The organism is Aliikangiella marina (assembly GCF_007004765.1).
In the GTDB taxonomy this organism is placed as follows: Bacteria; Pseudomonadota; Gammaproteobacteria; order Enterobacterales; family Kangiellaceae; genus Aliikangiella; species Aliikangiella marina.
Window position 1 is genome coordinate 255,822 of the sequence record NZ_VIKR01000007.1, and the last position, 17,294, is coordinate 273,115.

The window sequence follows — 17,294 nt, forward strand, 5'->3', positions numbered from 1 at the left end:
AATAATCTCCTATTGATTTGCCGCCATTGGGTGCATAGGAATTTGTTCATCGACCATTTTGCCGTCGAACAGCTGAATGACGCGATCAGCGAGATCCGCATATCGCGTATCATGGGTGACCATACAAATCGTTGTTCCTTGCTCATTTAACTCGTTCAACAATTGAATAACAGCTTCACCATTTTTTGAATCCAAATTTCCGGTAGGCTCATCAGCCAGCAATAATGTGGGTTCACAGACGAGAGCCCGTGCAACGGCAACACGTTGTTGTTGGCCACCTGATAATTGACCACGAAAGTGTCTTTGCCGATGCGCCATACCGACTTTTTCAAGCGCGGTTTCGACTTTACGTTTACGCGCTTCTCGACTGAGGTCGTTGCGATAAGTTAGGGGTAGCTCGACGTTTTCAAAAACACTAAGGTCGCCTATCAGATTAAAAGCTTGAAACACAAAGCCGATTGACTTACAGCGCAACAACGCTCGTTGATCGAGATCTAAGTCTTCTGTTGATTCTCCGTTAATTCGATAACTACCAACAGTAGGCACGTCAAGTAACCCTAGAATAGAAAGTAACGTAGATTTTCCGCACCCCGAAGGTCCCGCTATTGAAATAAACTCGCCTTCTTTAATATCAAATTGGATTTCAGATAGTGCATGAGTTTCAATTTCATCAGTGCGAAAAATTTTGCCGACATTTTGTAAAGAGATAATCGGATGTGAAGTTGTCATGAGGTTCTCCTGAATTCTAAAACTATTGTGTTATTTTGATTGAACTATGCTGATCAAATTCTGACATATCAGAGACGATCACTGCGTCGCCATCTTGTAAACCTGCAATTACTTGAATAGAAGAAACAGAGGCTTTTCCTAGTTGAATTTTGCGTAGTTCTGCAAAGTCTTGATTAGCGCTTAAAGTAAATAGTCGTGTTTCACTCAACGCTGCAGTTCCGGCAGGTCGATCAATGTATAAAGTGTTTGGAATATTTTCGACAATAATCGTGCCGGTTACACTTAAATCAGGACGAGCCCCTTTGGGTAATTTACCAATTAATTCTACATCAATTAAAACATTGCCATTTTGTACTCTTGGATCAATGCGTTTCACTAGGCCATCAACCAACCCATTTCTTGTATCAATTGTTACCGGAAAATCGAGTTGTAAATCTTGAACCATATTTTCTTGGATTTGTAACTCTGCCATCAGTGAGTCCGGACGTGCCACACGGGCAATATTTCCGCCGACATTAATTCTTTGGCCAACGTCAACTGAAATTTGCTGTAGTACCCCTTCAATATCCGCGGTAATTGTCAGTGCGCGGATCTGAGTTTGAAAAAGATTAACCATATTTTTAAATTTACGCACATTAGCGCGTTCCGCAATCAATTTCGCTTCTACCACATCGGCTCGGCGTTTTTGAGATTTTAGTCTAATGGCCAACTCTGTTTGTTTTTGCTGTGTACTCAGTTGTGTATTGGCGAAGTCGATAGCAGAAACAATATTTTTTTCCGCTAATGGTCGCTCTGCTTTTTCTTTAAGTTTTGCAGATTCCAAAGCCATTTTAGCTTGAGTAACATAGAGCTCCTGTTCGAGTGTTTGTTCTTGCAATTGCGCTTCCAAGGCGAGTAAATTTGCTTCGGCAGCATCGAGTTCCCAGATGGCTTGTTGTAACTGGCTAACCAGCTCTGGATTCGATAATTCTGCTATCACAGTATCATTGGTGACATAAGCGCCTGGCTTGACCAAGATTCTTTCTACTCGTCCGGCAGACGCAGCGGCAATCCAGCGAATTTCTGAAGGGACCAACACACCAACACCACGAACCTCACGAACGAACTCTCCTTGTTTAACTTGGCTAATCCACACATCGGTTTGGTTTACGGTTGGTACAGCAACATCCAAGAAACGGGTTGAAAAAAGTACCGCAATAAGTAGCCCTCCAATTAGTAGACCTTTTTTCAATGAAGGTGTAACGATACGTTTTTTAGTTTTTACTACAGGAATGTCCATGTTAATCCTCCGGTCGTCGGATGATAGTTAGACCCGACCCTTTTGTTGATTTGTTAACGACAGTTGCGAATCCTGTGCCAAAAAAGAAAAAAATTATTAAGTTACTGTTTTTAATAATAAAATTCTCCTATTTACGAATTTGTTGCTAATCAAGAAAGTGTTATAGTGTTCGATTTCGTAAAACCCCTTTACGGAATCAGTACATAGTCTGGCTAATCAACTAACTATCCGCTTGAATGGTGGGTCGGAATGGTGGGTTGGATGACCGGTTTGGAATTGATTGAAAGGGGGAAACTGAAATTTGAAGCGGATCATATTTAATTCAGTTCAGGTTTAATTCCGATCGGAAAAAGTCTGAAACAAAGTTTAATTGGTGATCGGTTTTTTTATTAAATGATATGTTGTAACATTTTGGTCGTTTTGGGTGAAATCGGTAATCCTAGGCATAACACTTAGGTTGCGCAGTTATTAAGGGTAGATAAGAATGAAAAAAATAATCACTTTGATTATTCTCGTGGGGATGTTGCCATTGCCGCAGTCTTGGGCGGCTGTAAAGCAAACCAAAGGCGATTTTGTGGATAAGTTCCGCCAGTTGGATGAAATTCTACCGACACCGAATCGATACCGTAACGCGGCCGGAGAACCCGGAGTTGCTTATTTCCAGCAACAAGTAGACTATCAAATTGATGTGACTTTGGATGAAGATAAGCGATCGTTAAAAGCTGAGCAATCAGTCACTTACCATAATAATTCACCGTACTCCCTACGCTATTTGTGGTTACAACTAGACCAAAATCGATTTAAAGCAGACTCATTGGCTGAGCGCTCAGTTGAATTTGGCGGACTTGGTCGTCGCGGACCCTCGACCAAAAAAGTCACCGATAACAAACCGGCGGGTATCAGTTTGGGAGAGCTGCGACGGCAACAGTGGTTAGCTGACAATGATCCGGGCTATAAAATTTTAGAAGTGAGTGATAAAAACGGCAAGCCATTACCTTACACGGTAGTCGGTACGCAAATGCGCATTGATTTGCCGGCTCCTTTAAAGCAGGGAGAAAAGACTCAATTTAAAATGCAGTATGCCTACAACATTCTCGAAGAAAATGCGGTGTCTGCGCGAGCGGGCTACGAACATTTTCCAGACGATGCGCGCAAAGGCGGTAACGATATATTCCTACTAGCGCAGTGGTTTCCAAGACTGCAAGCATACAGCGACTATGAAGCTTGGCACAACAAAGAGTTTTTAGGCAGAGGAGAATTCACGCTGGAGTTTGGTAATTATGAAGTCAATATAACAGTGCCAGCTGATCATATTGTCTCTTCGACAGGTCTATTACAGAATCCCAATGAAGTATTGACCAAACAACAAAGAGATCGATTGGAAAAAGCAAAGACGGCAAAACGACCGGTATTTGTTGTCACTGCGGAGGAAGCGTTAGAAAACGAAAAAGCAGGTACTAATAAGACGAAAACTTGGAGGTTTGCTGCAGAGAACGTCCGCGATTTTGCTTGGGCCTCGTCAAGAAAATTTATGTGGGATGCAAAAGGCTATCAACAAGGTGGTGATGAAGTCCCTTTTGTTATGGCGATGTCATTCTACCCAAAAGAAGGGGGAGATCTGTGGAAAAAGTACTCCACTGAAGCGGTGATTCATACGATGGAAGTCTACGGTCGTTTTGCTTTCGATTATCCTTATCCTGTTGCTCAGAGTGTGAACGGTCCCGTCGGCGGTATGGAATACCCAATGATTACTTTCAATGGTCCAAGAACAACTTGGCAAGAAGATGGTAGTCGAACCTACACTCTTGCTGAAAAACGGTTTTTAATCGGGGTTGTTATCCACGAAATAGGGCATATCTATTTTCCTATGGTGGTGAATTCCGATGAACGTCAATGGACTTGGATTGATGAAGGGATTAATAGTTTTCTTGATGGTGTCGCCGGCCGTGAATGGGATCCCGATATCCCTTGGGGAGTAGAGCCGAGAGATATTGTTGATTATATGAAGTCAGATATTCAAGTGCCGATAATGACGCAATCAGACAGTGTTCTTAAGCTTGGCCCTAACGCTTACACGAAGCCGGCCGCGGCGCTAAATATATTGCGAGAAGTAATACTTGGACGGGAACTGTTTGATTTCGCGTTAAGAGAGTTTTCGCAACGTTGGAAATTTAAAAGACCGACGCCAGCAGATTTTTTTAGGACCATGGAAGAAGCCTCTGGTGTTGACTTAGACTGGTTCTGGCATGGTTGGTTTTATACAACCGATCACGTAGATATATCAATTGATAAAGTTTATAAACTCAGACTAGATACGAAAAATCCAGATATTGATTTTGAACGCCTCCGCCAAGAAGAAGCAGACAAACCGACTTCACTATTTGTTGAGAGAAACAGAAAAGAAGGTCGCGAGCTTTGGATTGATAAAAATAAAGATGTCAGAGATTTTTACGATGAGAATGATCGTTTTACAGTTACCAACAAAGAGCGAAATAAGTATCAACAATTCTTAGCTGACTTGGAAGTGAAAGAAAGAGAAGCACTCGAGCGGGCGATCAAAGAAGATAAAAATTATTATGTTGTCGATTTTAGTAACATTGGTGGTTTGGTTATGCCGATTTTGTTGGAGGTAACCTATGCTGATGATGAAAAAGAATTGATGCATTTCCCCGCGGAAACTTGGCGACGCTCGCCTCACAGTGTAAGTAAATTGATCGTAACCGATCGAGAAATTAAATCCTTAACACTGGATCCTCAATGGGAAACTGCTGATGTTGATATTGAAAATAATTATTATCCCCGGCGGATTATTCCATCTCGAATCGAAGCTTTTAAGCAAAAGCGTAGTGAAGAGCCAGTACGAAGAGATATTATGCAAGACATTAAAACCAAGGTTAAAGAACCTAAAAAGAAAAAAAGAAAGAAGTAAATGATTCGCACATCAAAGTATTTTTTAGGTTTTCTTATTGTTCTTGTGGCTGGTGCTGTTTGGCAAGTTCAAGCTCACCAGCAAAAAGAATCGATCACAACCATTTTGTTTAACGAAAGAACGGGTAATGTGGAAGTAGCGCACCGCTTCTATATTCATGATGCAGAGCACGCGATAAAACAGATCCTCGGAAAACAAGCCGATTTAATTAAACAGAGTCAAACTCAATCCGCTTTTGCACAATATGTTCAAAAGCGTTTTTCACTTCAGTTTAATAGTGACTCTCCATTGATACTGGAATTGTTGGGACAGGAAGTCAAAGGCAAGTTCTTTTGGGTTTATCAAGAAGTAAAGTACGCCCAAATACCTCAGCGAGTATCAGTAAAGTTTGATGCCTTGATGGATATTTGGCCAGCGCAAAGAAATATTATCAATGTAGAGGGAATAGATACCGAAAAATCCCGCTCGGTAGCGCTATTGTCAAACCAGACCCAAAAGACCATCAATTTGTAGCATCGACTATTACTTAATCGGTAATAGTTTGATGATTATATGATATGTTGTATCATATCTAAATATTTACAAGATTTACAAGATTTACAAGATTTACAAGATTTACAAGATTTACAAGATTTGCAAGATTTACAGGATTAACTAGCTTGACGGGATTAAACAGGTTTATTGGATTAATAGTGAGTAAAGTTGAGAAAAGCGAATGACGAACTTCAATAGATTACCAGTCACTGTACTGTCGGGATTCCTCGGTGCGGGCAAGACCACCGTTTTGAGTCATGTTTTGAACAATCGCCAAGGCAAGAAGGTTGCTGTGATCGTTAATGACATGAGTGAAATAAATATCGATTCCTCGTTGATTCAAAACGAAGTTTCTCTTAATCGTAGCGAAGAAAAACTAGTAGAAATGAGTAATGGTTGTATCTGTTGTACGTTACGTGAGGATTTACTCGAAGAGGTTACGAGACTCGCAAAAGACCAGCTTTTTGATTATTTAGTTATAGAGTCAACAGGGATCTCAGAACCACTGCCGGTTGCAGAAACTTTTACTTTTTCTGATGAGGATGGTATCTCGTTATCTGATGTCGCTAAACTCGACACAATGGTGACTGTGGTTGATGGCGTTAATTTTTTAAAAGATTATGATCAAGCATTGTCTTTACAAGAAGCTGGCGAATCTTTAGGTGATGATGATGAGCGGAGTGTCGCTGACTTGTTGATTGATCAGGTTGAGTTTGCAGATGTGTTGTTGATCAGTAAAACCGACTTAGTCGAAAAAAGAGAGCTAGAGCGGTTAACGGTGATTTTAAAAACGCTCAACACTCACGCTCGTATTTATCCGATCGCTCAGGGAGAAGTAGCGATCGATGCGATTCTTAATACAGCGCTATTTGATTTTGAACGCGCGCAACAAGCGCCTGGTTGGCTCAAAGAAATGCGTGGAGAGCATATCCCTGAAACTGAAGAATATGGCATAAGCAGTTTTAGCTATGTAGCGAGACGACCTTTCCACCCAGAAAAGTTTTACCAATTTCTGCACAATTTAAAACAGTACGGCAAGCTACTCCGATCAAAGGGATTCTTCTGGTTAGCATCGCGTCCAGAGTTTGCTGGCCAGTGGAGTCAAGCGGGTGGAATCGCTCATTATGGTTTTGGTGGAATGTTTTGGAAAGCGGTGCCGAAAGAACAGTGGCCAGAAGACAAAAGCTACCTCGCATCAATACAAGATGTTTGGGAAGAACCTTTTGGTGATATGCGCCAAGAACTAGTGTTTATTGGTCAAGATTTAAAGCAAGAAAGTATTTGTAGTGCGCTCGACTATTGTCTGCTTGAAGAAGATGAGGTTTTACTTGGCAAGGCGCACTGGAAAACATTAAGTGATCCTTTTCCACTTTGGGAGCAAGCAAAATGATAGCTGAGGCAATTAATTCAAGTGAAAATGAACCTGTTATTATTAACAAGCAAACTATAACTCGGCAGTCGGTACAAAGCGAAGATATAGAGGTCCTTGCCGATATCTATCGAGACGAGGTCAATTTAGTTGTTTGGCAAAGAGAACTTTCTAGTGACACTCAATCAGAAGTCGGAGAGTTCTTAAAACATAGACCCCAATTTCAAAAATCCATGACACTTGGTCTGCAAAATATGGGGTTAGCTATTCGGTCATTTCTTGGCACAAACGATTACCAAAATTTAAATAAGGATATCGTTGAACTTGTTGATATGTATTGTTGTTTATTTGATCTAAAACGCGTGGGTCTGAGATTAACCGTGTTAGATAAAGCAATGTGTCCCAAATTTCATGTCGATAGGGTACCAACTCGATTAATTTGCACTTATTATGGTGAGGCAACAGAATGGTTAGCCAATGAGTTTGCTGATCGCGCTAAACTCGGTCATGGTAGTAGTGGGTTAGCTGATCATGAGTCCGGATTATTTGATAATATTAATCGCATACAACAACTAACCAGCGGTGATGTTGCATTATTGAAAGGTGAGCTTTGGCCCGGTAATGAAAACGCAGGGCTTATTCATCGATCGCCAACTTTGTCGGAGGGCGACAAACGATTGTTGTTAACAATGGATTTTGTTTAGTTAAAGTTTTTATGATGGGCATAAAATGATTAGGTTGATTTTTATTGTTTTAATTGGCTTAAGTCTGAGTCAAAAAAATATTTTAGCAGTAGAGCAAAGAGCTCATGTTCATGGGTTAGCATCTATAACGGTTGTTATTGAAAATAACTTACTAGAGATAGAAGTCGAGTCACCTGCGGACAGTTTACTTGGGTTTGAACATCAAGTACGTACAGAAGAAGATAAAAGCAAATTAAATCAAACAGAGTTGCTACTTAATAAACCTGACCAACTCTTTACTTTTCAAAATGAAGCGTGCGCACTAAAAACAGCAAGAGTCAACCTATCGTCTTTCGTTATCAATCGTAACCCAAAAAACACAGATCACCACAGTCACGAAAAACACTATTCGCATGAAAAAAATAACACTCACACACATGATGCTCGTGGACACAAACACAAACACAAAGACATTGTGGTTGGCTATTTATACGACTGCCAATCAACTCAGCGACTGGAATCAATCTCGATAAATTTGTTTGCTTACTTCCCGCGAATTGAAGAAATAAATGTGATGTGGATAAATAATGACACACAAGGCGCGAAACTGATTACTGCAAAAGATAATGTTATTTCGTTGAATTAATCAATAGGGTGAAACCTAGCGATAGCACTGATAGTGAAGAGTAGTTTGATTTTTGTAAGTATTTGCCGAGTAGAAAACTCAAGCAATGTCGATTTATCGAATTGTCAATTTTCAAAAAATACTAATTAGGAAAAAATAATGAAATCGTTTCAGTCATTAAGTGATAAGTCCGCAATTGGACTGTCATTGCTTTGTTTATTACACTGTTTGGGGATCCCACTATTATTGGTTATCGCCCCGAGTATCGCAATACTCCAATTAAATGATGAACTATTTCATTTGTGGATGGTTTTAGCGGTGCTGCCGATTAGTATCTATGCGGTGACATCAGGATGCAAAAAGCATAAGAAATTCTATCTCATGGGAGTGGTTGGTTGTGGGCTTCTTTTTTTAGTGCTAGCACTTTCCGTTGGAGCGTTATTTTTAGGGAAAACCGGTGAAGTAATTCTGACTACAATTGGCTCTCTCGTTATCGCATACGGACATTTCAAAAATTTCCGATACAGTCAGCGAGTTTCAAATTAACGTCACTCGATATGACTCTTCGATCGCATGGATAGATTAGATAGTCTATTTTTAAAAGGTTTGTATTAGCCACCAATCCAGCGCAGAACATTGTCACACCAAATATCACTTCGCTGCTTTTGACTAATAATCTCCTTATCTACCGCTTCATCTAAGAGTTTGCCTGGATACCAGCCGGGTACAGTCTCCATTTCACCCAGAGGATACGGATCATCGATTCCGCATAAAATTTGATTGGAACCGTGTCGGTTAATCATCAGCTGCAAGGTATAAGGATCGTGAACGAGGGTATCGAAATAAATATTTTTATGGCCGAGTACTTCATTGGGATGATGGGCACCCGGAAAAAGATCGGGACGGCCCTCTAATCCTTGTATAACTCGAGCATGATTAGCTTGTGCCAGCATGGCACCGTGAGCAAAACATGTTCTAATATTGGGATACTTTTGCGCGAGACCGTTAAAAACGTACATCATGTAAGTGTCGGCAGTCTGGGCCATCATCCATACCAAGTGATGACGCCAGAAAGTATTCTTCATATTAACAAGCTTGTCTGCGTCATAAGGATGAATTTCTATAGCGAGCTGGTACTGATCGGCAAGCTCGAAAATAGGCGCCACTGAATCGTCTGCAACAGAGACCCACTCACCATCTTGATTTAAAAAATGCGTTGATAAACACAATAATTTTAATTGGTGTTGCGCCACACATCGCTCAATTTCTTTGAGCGACTGATCGATGTAAGCGGGTTGAACGACAAACCCTGTTGTAAAGCGATCTGAGTGTTCCGCTTGAACTTTAGCATTGAAATCGTTTTGAAATCGAATAATATCATAGCAAGTTTGTTCATTAAGCCCATTGCAATAGAGTTGTGATAAGGTAAGAACAACCTCATGAGCAATTTCGTGTTTGTCCATCCAGGCAAGCTTTTCGTTGAGAAAAAAACTTTCGTCAGTTATTGGTCTCGTCCAATCACCTTGGCACATAAACTTTCCATCTTCGCTGACCCAAAAGTGCTTTTGGTCTTGCATAAACTGTGGAATGTCTTTTGGGTAAGGCAATAAGTGGCCATGACCATTTATCTTTTTCATGAGTATGTTCTGTCGCTTCTAATGTATCTGAGTCAGTATTTTAGCCTATAAACGTCTATTTAGTAATCGTAGTAATTCTCGTAATGATGAAGTTTTAATGAATAGCTTGAGGTAGCAATATCATTTTCCACTAATGTTGTTTCCAGAACCCCGGATAGCCAGAAGGGCTCATAGAGTGATTCAAGTTTCAGGCCTTCTTGATATTCGACAAAAATAATTTGATTGGGCGGTGGTGGTGGAACATGAATACAAGCACCAAAAAATGGTACTAAGAAGAATTGAGTGACGATTTGCTCATCGTTAAATTCGACCGGTACAATGAAACCGGGAATTTTAATTGGTTGGCCGTTCATCTCTGACTTCACTTTGGTCGATACTAAAGCTTGTTGGTAGCGGTCATCGGTTGCCGCAGCAATTGTACTTTGTATATGGCTACTAATTTGATCTTCAGGTGAACCGTCTTCAATTTCATCAAGATAGCCTGGGGGGTTAGAGAGTGCTTCTAAATCATCTTCTGGCATCAGATCGATCCATTCGACTTCTGTGTATGCCTCTTTATCCAGTTTGACTGATTGCGCTTTTGAAGAAGCACTGCTTTTGTCTTCAACCCCATTAGCGACTTGAGCGTCATTTTCAACGCTCTGACTAGAATCGTTACAGGCGGTAATCGTAAGCACTAAGAATGAGGTAAGCAGCAATAATCGTGTGTTACTTATTTTTACAAGTTTCATAGACGGCAAAGATTTTAAGTTTAATAGGAAAATGATACATTATATCGAGCGTAGAAGACAATTTGTACCCTCTAATTTAATACGAATAAAGCAAAACAAAGCATAGAAAAAAAATGACAATAAACCTTAAAAACGTTCGTTTCCAGTATCCGGATTCACCTGACAAGCCGGTTCTCGATATACCGAGTTGGTCGGTTGCACCACAAGAGCATGTTTTCGTTCAGGGCCCTTCGGGCGGCGGGAAATCAACACTATTAAATTTACTCAGTGGCATGTCTGTTGCGACCCGTGGAGAGGTATCAATACTTGGAAAAAAATTAGACAAAATGAGTGGTCGTCAGCGCGATAAGTTCCGAGCAGCGCATATTGGCTATGTTTTTCAGCAGTTTAATTTGATCCCTTATTTAAGTCCGGTGGAAAACATTGAGTTAGCAACTCACTTTGCTAAGCATGGGAAGAAAAATGAAACGCTCAATGCAATAGAAGCGCTATTAGCAAAATTAAATATATCCAGTGAGCACTGGCACAAAAAAACTATCCACTTAAGTAGCGGACAACAGCAACGGGTAGCCATTGCTAGAGCTTTAATCAATAAACCAGAATTATTAATTGCTGATGAGCCGACATCGTCTTTGGATCAAGATAACAGAGATAACTTTATGTCGGTTTTAATGTCATTAGTTGACGAAAACAAAGCGACTTTAGTGTTCGTCAGTCATGACAAGTCCCTGTCACAGTACTTTTCTCGAATAGACGCTCTGTCAGATATCAATTGCGGAAGTGAGGCAAGCTGATGTTTTTTAATTTGGCCATTAAAAGTTTATTAAGTCGCAAAGGTTCAGTGTTGTTAACCCTCATGGCAATGACGGTAAGTGTGTTTACATTGTTCGCCGTTGAGCATATTCGCTATCAAGCTAAGGAAAATTTTGCCAATACGGTTTCCGGCGTTGATCTTATTGTGGGTGCGAGAACCGGTAGTTTGAATCTATTACTTTATTCCGTTTTTCATATAGGCTCGCCGACTAACAATGTATCGTGGGACACAGCCGAAGAAATTACCCAAAACCCGAATGTAAAATGGGTAGTTCCTATTGCGCTTGGAGATTCGCATAAAGGCTATCGAGTTACGGGTACGACGGCAGAGTTTTTTGAGTATTTCAGCTATGGGAATAAACATAAGTTAGCATTTAAACAAGGTCGTGCCTTTAGCGAAATATTTGATGTTGTTGTAGGTGCTGATGTTGCTGAGAAACTGTCTTATGCTATCGGTGATGAAATTATTTTATCGCACGGGGTGGCGAGCACGAGTTTTAGTCGTCACGATGATAAGCCATTCCGTATAGTGGGGGTTTTAGCTCGTACAGGAACCCCCATCGATCAATCACTTTATGTCAGCTTGCAAGGCATAGAAGCAATTCATATTGATTGGCAACAAGGGGTTAAAATACCCGGGAGAAATGTTACCGTCGAGCAAATTAATCAGCTCGAACTCGTACCTGAAAGTGTTACCGCTTTAATGGTCGGGTTAAACGCTAAAATGGCAACTTTTCGCGTACAGCGCCAAATTAATGATTCTACCAAAGAGCCATTATTAGCGATTTTACCCGGTGTTGTTTTATCCGAGCTTTGGCAGATGATGGCAGTACTAGAGAATACTTTACTGTTAGTTGCTTTATTGGTATTTGTTGCTGCCTTACTTGGCTTAAGTGCCATGCTCTTATCATCAATTCGAGACCGAGAACATGAAATAAAGTTATTGCGAGTAATAGGCGCACCACCGTACTTTTTATTTTTATTGATCCAGTTAGAAGCATTGTTTATTACAATTTTAAGTTTGGTTTTAGGGGCCAGCTTATTAGTGTTTGCTCTACTAGTATCGCAGGACTTTTTGGTATCGCAATTTGGCTTGCACATTAGCAGTAATATTTTATCGCAAAGTGCTTTGTATTTTGGTGGAGGAATAATCATCGCTTCAATACTCATTGCGATTATCCCTTCAATGAAGGCTTACAGCAAAGCGAAAGCTTAATCGTTAGATGAAAAGAAAAAGTTAAACATTAATTTTAAATAATCTATTTAAAGGCGACATGTATGAAAAAAAATTCTACTTTCAAGCTGAATAAAAAGCTTTGGTCGACGATAGCGGGAGTTGCTTTTTTGTCGACATCTGTTTCGGCAAACGAAGACTCGACTCGGTTACTAAGGTTTGCGGATATTCACAAGGATAAAGTGACTTTTGTTTATTCAGGCGATATTTATGTAGCGGATATCAATAGCGGTGAGTCAACCAGGCTAACTTCCCATGAAGGTCTGGAGACTTTCCCAAAGTTTTCGCGTAATGGGGAGAAAATTGCTTTCGCTGCCGAGTTTAATGGTAGTCGTCAAGTTTACACGATGAATATCGATGGCAGTGATATTCAGCAAATTACTTACTATAACGATGTTGGGCCGATGCCGCCCAGAGGTGGTTATGACTATCGGGTGATGGATTGGTCAGCAGATGACAAGCACGTACTGGTTCGTGGTAATCGATTGCCTTGGGGCGTGCGAATGGGTCGACCTTACCTAGTGCCTGTAAATGGTGGTTTGGCAGAGCCATTAGCGGTACCTGAAACGGGCGGTGGCATGCTATCGCCGGACGGTACCAAATATTTGTATACACCAATTGATCGAGAATTCCGAACTTGGAAGCGGTATCGCGGTGGGAGAGCTCAAGATGTTTGGATCTACGATCTAGAAAAAAATACCAGCGAGCAATTAACCACACATAATGCGACGGATAATCAGCCGGTTTGGGTCGGCGATAGAATCTTTTTCTTAAGCGATCGGGAGTACACTTTGAACCTATTTGAATATCAAAAAGATTCTGCCCCCAAAAAGCTGACGCAACATAAAGATCATGATGCACTGTGGGCTTCAGCAGGTCCAGAAGCCGTTGTTTATGAACAAAACGGGTTTCTATGGCGCTTTGATCCGCAGTCCAATCAATCGACAAAATTAAATATAGATGTAGCGGGCAATGCTAAATATCGAATGCCTCAATTTAAAAATGTCGCTGCACAAATCGAATCGATGGATATTGCGAAAGATGGCAGTCGTGCGGTTTTTGGTGCCAGAGGCGAGTTGTTTACGGTACCTGCGAAGAATGGAGAAATTCGTAATGTGTCGAACACACCGACTGCGCGAGAAATCTCCGTAAGTTGGTCGCCAGACGGAAAAAATGTCGCATATCTCAGTGATAAAAGTGGGGAGTATGAAATTTATATTAAAGCGCAAAGTGGTAAAGGCGATGAGCAGCGCTTAACCACTGATGGAGCAATTTGGCGATTTACCCCAATATGGTCACCAGATAGCAAGAAAATAGCATTCAGCGATAAAAATCAAACGCTTTGGGTGCTTGATGTAAAAACTAAAAAACTGACTAAACTCGATCGTTCAGAGACTAATGATATTGAAGATTACGCTTGGTCGCCCGATAGTCAATGGATTGCGTATACCAAACAAGAAGATAGTGGTTATGGTTCGATTTGGGTTGCCAACATAAAAACCAAAAAAGCGCGACAGTTAACCTCAGCGGATACAAGTGAGCAGGAGCCTGTTTTTGGCGCAAACGGTCATTACCTTTTCTTTTTATCAAATCGAGATTACAACTTATCCTTTAGTAGTTACGAATTTAACTATCTCTATCACCAGGCTACTCGGGTTTATGCAGCTCAGCTAAATGACAAAGTTCCTGCGTTATACCCTCATAAAAGTGATGAAGTATCCTTTTCTAAAGAAAACGATAACAAAGATGATGCGTCTAAAACCGTAAAGGTTGATATCGACTTTACGAACTTTGATTCGCGAGTTATTGCGTTACCCGGCGAAGCGGGGAATTATAATAATCTACAAGCCAATGGTGCTCAGGTTTTTGTTTTGAAGAATCAAAATAATCAAAACGACTTGCAGGTCATCAGTCTTGAAAAAGATGATAAGCCAAAAACAGTTGCAGAGAATATTAGAGATTTTGTTTTATCGGATGATGGTAAAAAACTGTTACTGCGCAGCGGAAATGATTTTGCGATAGTTGACGCTAAGGCGGATCAAAAATTTAAAGAAGCAAAGCTCGATCTCAAAAATTTGAGTTTAAAAATTGATCCAATGGTTGAATGGCAACAGATGTATGTTGATGGTTGGCGAATTTTAAGAGATTGGTTTTACGACCCAAATACCCATGGAATGGATTGGCAACAAGTTCGCGAGAAATACCAACCTTGGGTGGATGCTGCAACCCATCGAACGGATTTAGATTATGTGTTTGGAGAAATTGCGGGCGAACTCAATGCTGGGCATGTTTATGTTAATGCCGGTGATCAGCCGCGCGTAGAACCTAGACAACATGGTTTATTAGGTGCTGAGCTTTCTCATCATCAGTCGGGTTACTTTAGAATCGATAAAATCTTACCAGGAGAAAATTGGCATGAAGCATTTCGGTCACCACTTACTGAGCCCGGTGTAAAAGCGAAACCAGGTGATTTCATTCTAGCCATTAATGGTAAGTCGACTCAGCAAGTCAAAAACATTTACCAATTGTTAGAGGATACCCAAAACCGAACAATCACATTAACTTTAAACTCTAGGCCGCGCATGAAAGGAAGTTGGACTGCGCTGGTAAAACCCATTGCTCGAGAGCACAACCTTCGTTATTTAGAATGGGTAAACCAACGCGCTGCCATGGTAGAAAAATTGTCTAATGGCCGCATCGGTTATTTGCATTTACCGAATACTGCCACGGACGGTAATCGTGAACTGTTCAAGCGATTCTTACCGCAAATCACTAAGGACGCACTGATAATTGATGATCGATACAATGGCGGTGGCTTTATACCTGATCGAATGATTGAGCTGTTATCGCGTAAGACCTTAAACTATTGGAAATTCCGAGGATTAAAACCCAATGCGACTCCGCTCATTGCCCACGATGGACCAAAAGCCATGTTGATTAATGGTTATTCCAGTTCCGGTGGCGATGCATTACCTTACTACTTTCGTAAGCTTGGACTAGGGAAATTAATCGGTACTCGAACCTGGGGAGGGCTGATTGGTATCAGTGGTAATCCCAGTCTTGCCGACGGCGGTCTTTTACTAGCAGCGACTTTCCGAACGATGGATACACAAGGGAATTGGGTCGTTGAAAATGTCGGCGTCTCGCCGGATATCGAAGTGATCGATCGACCAGAACTTGTTCATGCGGGGAAAGATCCATCTCTCGAGAGAGCCGTTACTGAACTCTTGAAAAATTTACCCGCTAACCCGCGTAAATCAATTCAAGCTCCTCCCGCTCCAACAAACTTTGAATAGTGATGAGAAGCCGTCGTTTATCAATCAATAGGCGACGGCTGATATATTTGAGTGTTTTTGTAGCGACGATTTAAATTTCAATCCGTTAAGCATCAACTTGTGAAATAAAACTTTGCAAACTGCCGAATGGACCAGTCGCTTTTGCTAGCTGGTACTTTGCGCACAGGACTCGCAAATACAGTTCATCTCTAGCTGAGGACTTTGGAGTTTGTACCCTGCATTTTCGACATTAGACTTTAGATCTTGAATCATCGCTTTATTTACCCCAATTTCAGTCACTTTTTGACAATGACTACAAATTAAGAATTGGGGAACATCATGGGCATGATCACAGGTTATATGCGAACAAGCGACGTATTTATTGGCTAAGCTTAGCTTATGAACCAACTGTTCTTCCTGTAAGAAATCAAGAATACGATAAACGGACATTGCGGGAAGTGGTTGATCGAGTTCTTTAGCGCAGTAATCCGCCAGTTCATATGCCGAAAGCGCTTTTTCAGACTGTAATAAGCCGGTTAATACGCTTTTTCTCTTCTCGGTAAGTCGAGAGCCATTAATTCGACAATGCTCTTCTGCGTGTTTGAGTGTATTTTCAATTGTTGTCATAGAAACCTTTGGGAGATTAAAGACTAGTCGAACTAGAGTCCCCAAATGATGTTTAACCTGAAAGGAACAATATATCATTTACCTGAGAAAGGATAAAACTCATATCGTCTAGAAATCGCTTTATGGGCGAATATGTTAAGATTTACGTATTAATAATAAGGAAAAATAAATGAAAAAACTAATCGGCATCATTCTTCTATGGACCCAATTGAGTAACGCCTATGCAATTGATATCAATAGGTTAATCATTGAAACACAAAAGGCGAAACAAACGAGTGAAAATATCAATATGGTCTGGTGGATTCCCAAAGAATTTTGGGGTGAGACTTTAAAACAAGACCAACAGATTAGCGACAAAGAACGAAATCAATTTGTTGATGTACTTGAGGTGTATATGGTTTTCGCTGTTATCAATGCTGATACAGATGTTTTTGGGGGGTTGTCGGCTAAAACTAAGCAGCAGGTGGATCAGAATACTCAGTTATTCATCGATGGAGAGGAAATTCCTAGCATCGCGCTTGACTCTTTGAATGCCGATGCGCGAGCTTTCTTTAATCTAATGAAGCCGTTAATGGGACAAATGCTTGGTGAATTTGGAAAAAGTATGCATTTTGTCGTTTATCCCAATAAATCTGCTGACCGATACTTGATCGATGCGAGTAAAAAGGGGAGTTTTACTTTTGAGTCATTTGGCGAGGTCTTTAGTTGGCGATTACCTTTGGCTAGCTTGATGCCAGCAAAATTTGACCCTAATACGAAGGAGGAGTTTCCGGGAAACTATAATTACAATCCTTACACTGGTACAAAATTAATTAACGGGCGCTAAAAT

Annotated in this window: 15 protein-coding genes; 10 read left to right on the top strand and 5 right to left on the bottom strand. The window is 40.8% G+C overall.

Annotated elements, in window-relative coordinates; translation table 11 throughout:
• Positions 1-9 precede the first annotated feature (9 nt).
• Both FLL45_RS22380 and FLL45_RS22385 read right to left on the bottom strand, forming a co-directional pair.
• Positions 10-729, bottom strand: a complete 720-nt coding sequence (locus FLL45_RS22380) for an ABC transporter ATP-binding protein (RefSeq protein WP_142944294.1) — start codon at positions 727-729, stop codon at positions 10-12.
• Positions 730-751: 22 nt separating this feature from the next.
• Positions 752-2,008: an efflux RND transporter periplasmic adaptor subunit gene (locus tag FLL45_RS22385; protein ID WP_142944295.1), complete on the bottom strand. Its 1,257-nt coding sequence runs from the start codon at positions 2,006-2,008 to the stop codon at positions 752-754.
• A 484-nt stretch (positions 2,009-2,492) separates the two neighbouring features.
• On the opposite strand from FLL45_RS22385, the gene FLL45_RS22390 reads away from it, so the two are divergent.
• The 6 genes from FLL45_RS22390 to FLL45_RS22415 all read left to right on the top strand — a co-directional run bounded on the left by FLL45_RS22390 (position 2,493) and on the right by FLL45_RS22415 (position 8,694).
• The gene (locus FLL45_RS22390) at positions 2,493-4,937 is read left to right on the top strand and encodes a M1 family metallopeptidase (protein WP_142944296.1); all 2,445 of its coding nucleotides are present in this window, start codon (positions 2,493-2,495) and stop codon (positions 4,935-4,937) included.
• The gene (locus FLL45_RS22395) at positions 4,938-5,450 is read left to right on the top strand and encodes a DUF6702 family protein (RefSeq protein ID WP_142944297.1); all 513 of its coding nucleotides are present in this window, start codon (positions 4,938-4,940) and stop codon (positions 5,448-5,450) included.
• A gap of 202 nt (positions 5,451-5,652) precedes the next feature.
• The gene (gene zigA / locus FLL45_RS22400; protein WP_142944298.1) at positions 5,653-6,861 is read left to right on the top strand and encodes a zinc metallochaperone GTPase ZigA; all 1,209 of its coding nucleotides are present in this window, start codon (positions 5,653-5,655) and stop codon (positions 6,859-6,861) included.
• Positions 6,858-7,544: a DUF1826 domain-containing protein gene (locus FLL45_RS22405; RefSeq protein ID WP_142944299.1), complete on the top strand. Its 687-nt coding sequence runs from the start codon at positions 6,858-6,860 to the stop codon at positions 7,542-7,544. Before zigA ends, FLL45_RS22405 begins: the two co-directional genes overlap by 4 nt.
• Before the next feature lie 25 nt (positions 7,545-7,569).
• On the top strand, positions 7,570-8,169 hold the full coding sequence (locus FLL45_RS22410) for a DUF2796 domain-containing protein (RefSeq protein WP_142944300.1): 600 nt from the start codon (positions 7,570-7,572) through the stop codon (positions 8,167-8,169).
• Positions 8,170-8,307: 138 nt separating this feature from the next.
• Positions 8,308-8,694 (top strand): MerC domain-containing protein, encoded by a 387-nt coding sequence (locus FLL45_RS22415; protein ID WP_142944301.1) that lies wholly within the window; start codon positions 8,308-8,310, stop codon positions 8,692-8,694.
• 65 nt (positions 8,695-8,759) lie between these two features.
• Here the strand turns inward: FLL45_RS22415 and FLL45_RS22420 are convergent, their stop codons facing one another.
• Together FLL45_RS22420 and FLL45_RS22425 are read right to left on the bottom strand one after the other, a co-directional pair.
• On the bottom strand, positions 8,760-9,785 hold the full coding sequence (locus FLL45_RS22420) for an amidohydrolase family protein (RefSeq protein ID WP_185964592.1): 1,026 nt from the start codon (positions 9,783-9,785) through the stop codon (positions 8,760-8,762).
• A 59-nt stretch (positions 9,786-9,844) separates the two neighbouring features.
• On the bottom strand, positions 9,845-10,516 hold the full coding sequence (locus FLL45_RS22425) for a DUF3299 domain-containing protein (protein WP_142944303.1): 672 nt from the start codon (positions 10,514-10,516) through the stop codon (positions 9,845-9,847).
• Positions 10,517-10,629: 113 nt separating this feature from the next.
• Between FLL45_RS22425 and FLL45_RS22430 the strand changes: the two genes are divergently transcribed.
• The 3 genes from FLL45_RS22430 to FLL45_RS22440 all read left to right on the top strand — a co-directional run bounded on the left by FLL45_RS22430 (position 10,630) and on the right by FLL45_RS22440 (position 15,859).
• The gene (locus tag FLL45_RS22430) at positions 10,630-11,310 is read left to right on the top strand and encodes an ABC transporter ATP-binding protein (RefSeq protein ID WP_142944304.1); all 681 of its coding nucleotides are present in this window, start codon (positions 10,630-10,632) and stop codon (positions 11,308-11,310) included.
• The gene (locus FLL45_RS22435; protein ID WP_142944305.1) at positions 11,310-12,545 is read left to right on the top strand and encodes an ABC transporter permease; all 1,236 of its coding nucleotides are present in this window, start codon (positions 11,310-11,312) and stop codon (positions 12,543-12,545) included. Before FLL45_RS22430 ends, FLL45_RS22435 begins: the two co-directional genes overlap by 1 nt.
• 62 nt (positions 12,546-12,607) lie before the next feature.
• Positions 12,608-15,859 (top strand): S41 family peptidase, encoded by a 3,252-nt coding sequence (locus tag FLL45_RS22440; protein WP_142944306.1) that lies wholly within the window; start codon positions 12,608-12,610, stop codon positions 15,857-15,859.
• A gap of 144 nt (positions 15,860-16,003) precedes the next feature.
• Here FLL45_RS22440 and FLL45_RS22445 read toward each other — a convergent pair whose 3' ends face one another.
• A complete protein-coding gene (locus tag FLL45_RS22445) occupies positions 16,004-16,465 on the bottom strand; it encodes a Fur family transcriptional regulator (protein WP_142944307.1) in 462 nt (153 codons plus the stop codon).
• Positions 16,466-16,634: 169 nt separating this feature from the next.
• On the opposite strand from FLL45_RS22445, the gene FLL45_RS22450 reads away from it, so the two are divergent.
• Positions 16,635-17,291: a hypothetical protein gene (locus FLL45_RS22450; RefSeq protein WP_142944308.1), complete on the top strand. Its 657-nt coding sequence runs from the start codon at positions 16,635-16,637 to the stop codon at positions 17,289-17,291.
• The last annotated feature ends 3 nt before the right edge of the window (positions 17,292-17,294 follow it).

Excerpts from the sequence above, each read along its gene's own strand:
- FLL45_RS22380 (WP_142944294.1), bottom strand. The coding sequence starts at position 729 with ATGACAACTTCACATCCGATTATCTCTTTACAAAATGTCGGCAAAATT.
- FLL45_RS22385 (WP_142944295.1), bottom strand. The coding sequence starts at position 2,008 with ATGGACATTCCTGTAGTAAAAACTAAAAAACGTATCGTTACACCTTCA.
- FLL45_RS22390 (WP_142944296.1), top strand. The coding sequence starts at position 2,493 with ATGAAAAAAATAATCACTTTGATTATTCTCGTGGGGATGTTGCCATTG.
- FLL45_RS22395 (WP_142944297.1), top strand. The coding sequence starts at position 4,938 with ATGATTCGCACATCAAAGTATTTTTTAGGTTTTCTTATTGTTCTTGTG.
- zigA (WP_142944298.1), top strand. The coding sequence starts at position 5,653 with ATGACGAACTTCAATAGATTACCAGTCACTGTACTGTCGGGATTCCTC.
- FLL45_RS22405 (WP_142944299.1), top strand. The coding sequence starts at position 6,858 with ATGATAGCTGAGGCAATTAATTCAAGTGAAAATGAACCTGTTATTATT.
- FLL45_RS22410 (WP_142944300.1), top strand. The coding sequence starts at position 7,570 with ATGATTAGGTTGATTTTTATTGTTTTAATTGGCTTAAGTCTGAGTCAA.
- FLL45_RS22415 (WP_142944301.1), top strand. The coding sequence starts at position 8,308 with ATGAAATCGTTTCAGTCATTAAGTGATAAGTCCGCAATTGGACTGTCA.
- FLL45_RS22420 (WP_185964592.1), bottom strand. The coding sequence starts at position 9,785 with ATGAAAAAGATAAATGGTCATGGCCACTTATTGCCTTACCCAAAAGAC.
- FLL45_RS22425 (WP_142944303.1), bottom strand. The coding sequence starts at position 10,516 with ATGAAACTTGTAAAAATAAGTAACACACGATTATTGCTGCTTACCTCA.
- FLL45_RS22430 (WP_142944304.1), top strand. The coding sequence starts at position 10,630 with ATGACAATAAACCTTAAAAACGTTCGTTTCCAGTATCCGGATTCACCT.
- FLL45_RS22435 (WP_142944305.1), top strand. The coding sequence starts at position 11,310 with ATGTTTTTTAATTTGGCCATTAAAAGTTTATTAAGTCGCAAAGGTTCA.
- FLL45_RS22440 (WP_142944306.1), top strand. The coding sequence starts at position 12,608 with ATGAAAAAAAATTCTACTTTCAAGCTGAATAAAAAGCTTTGGTCGACG.
- FLL45_RS22445 (WP_142944307.1), bottom strand. The coding sequence starts at position 16,465 with ATGACAACAATTGAAAATACACTCAAACACGCAGAAGAGCATTGTCGA.
- FLL45_RS22450 (WP_142944308.1), top strand. The coding sequence starts at position 16,635 with ATGAAAAAACTAATCGGCATCATTCTTCTATGGACCCAATTGAGTAAC.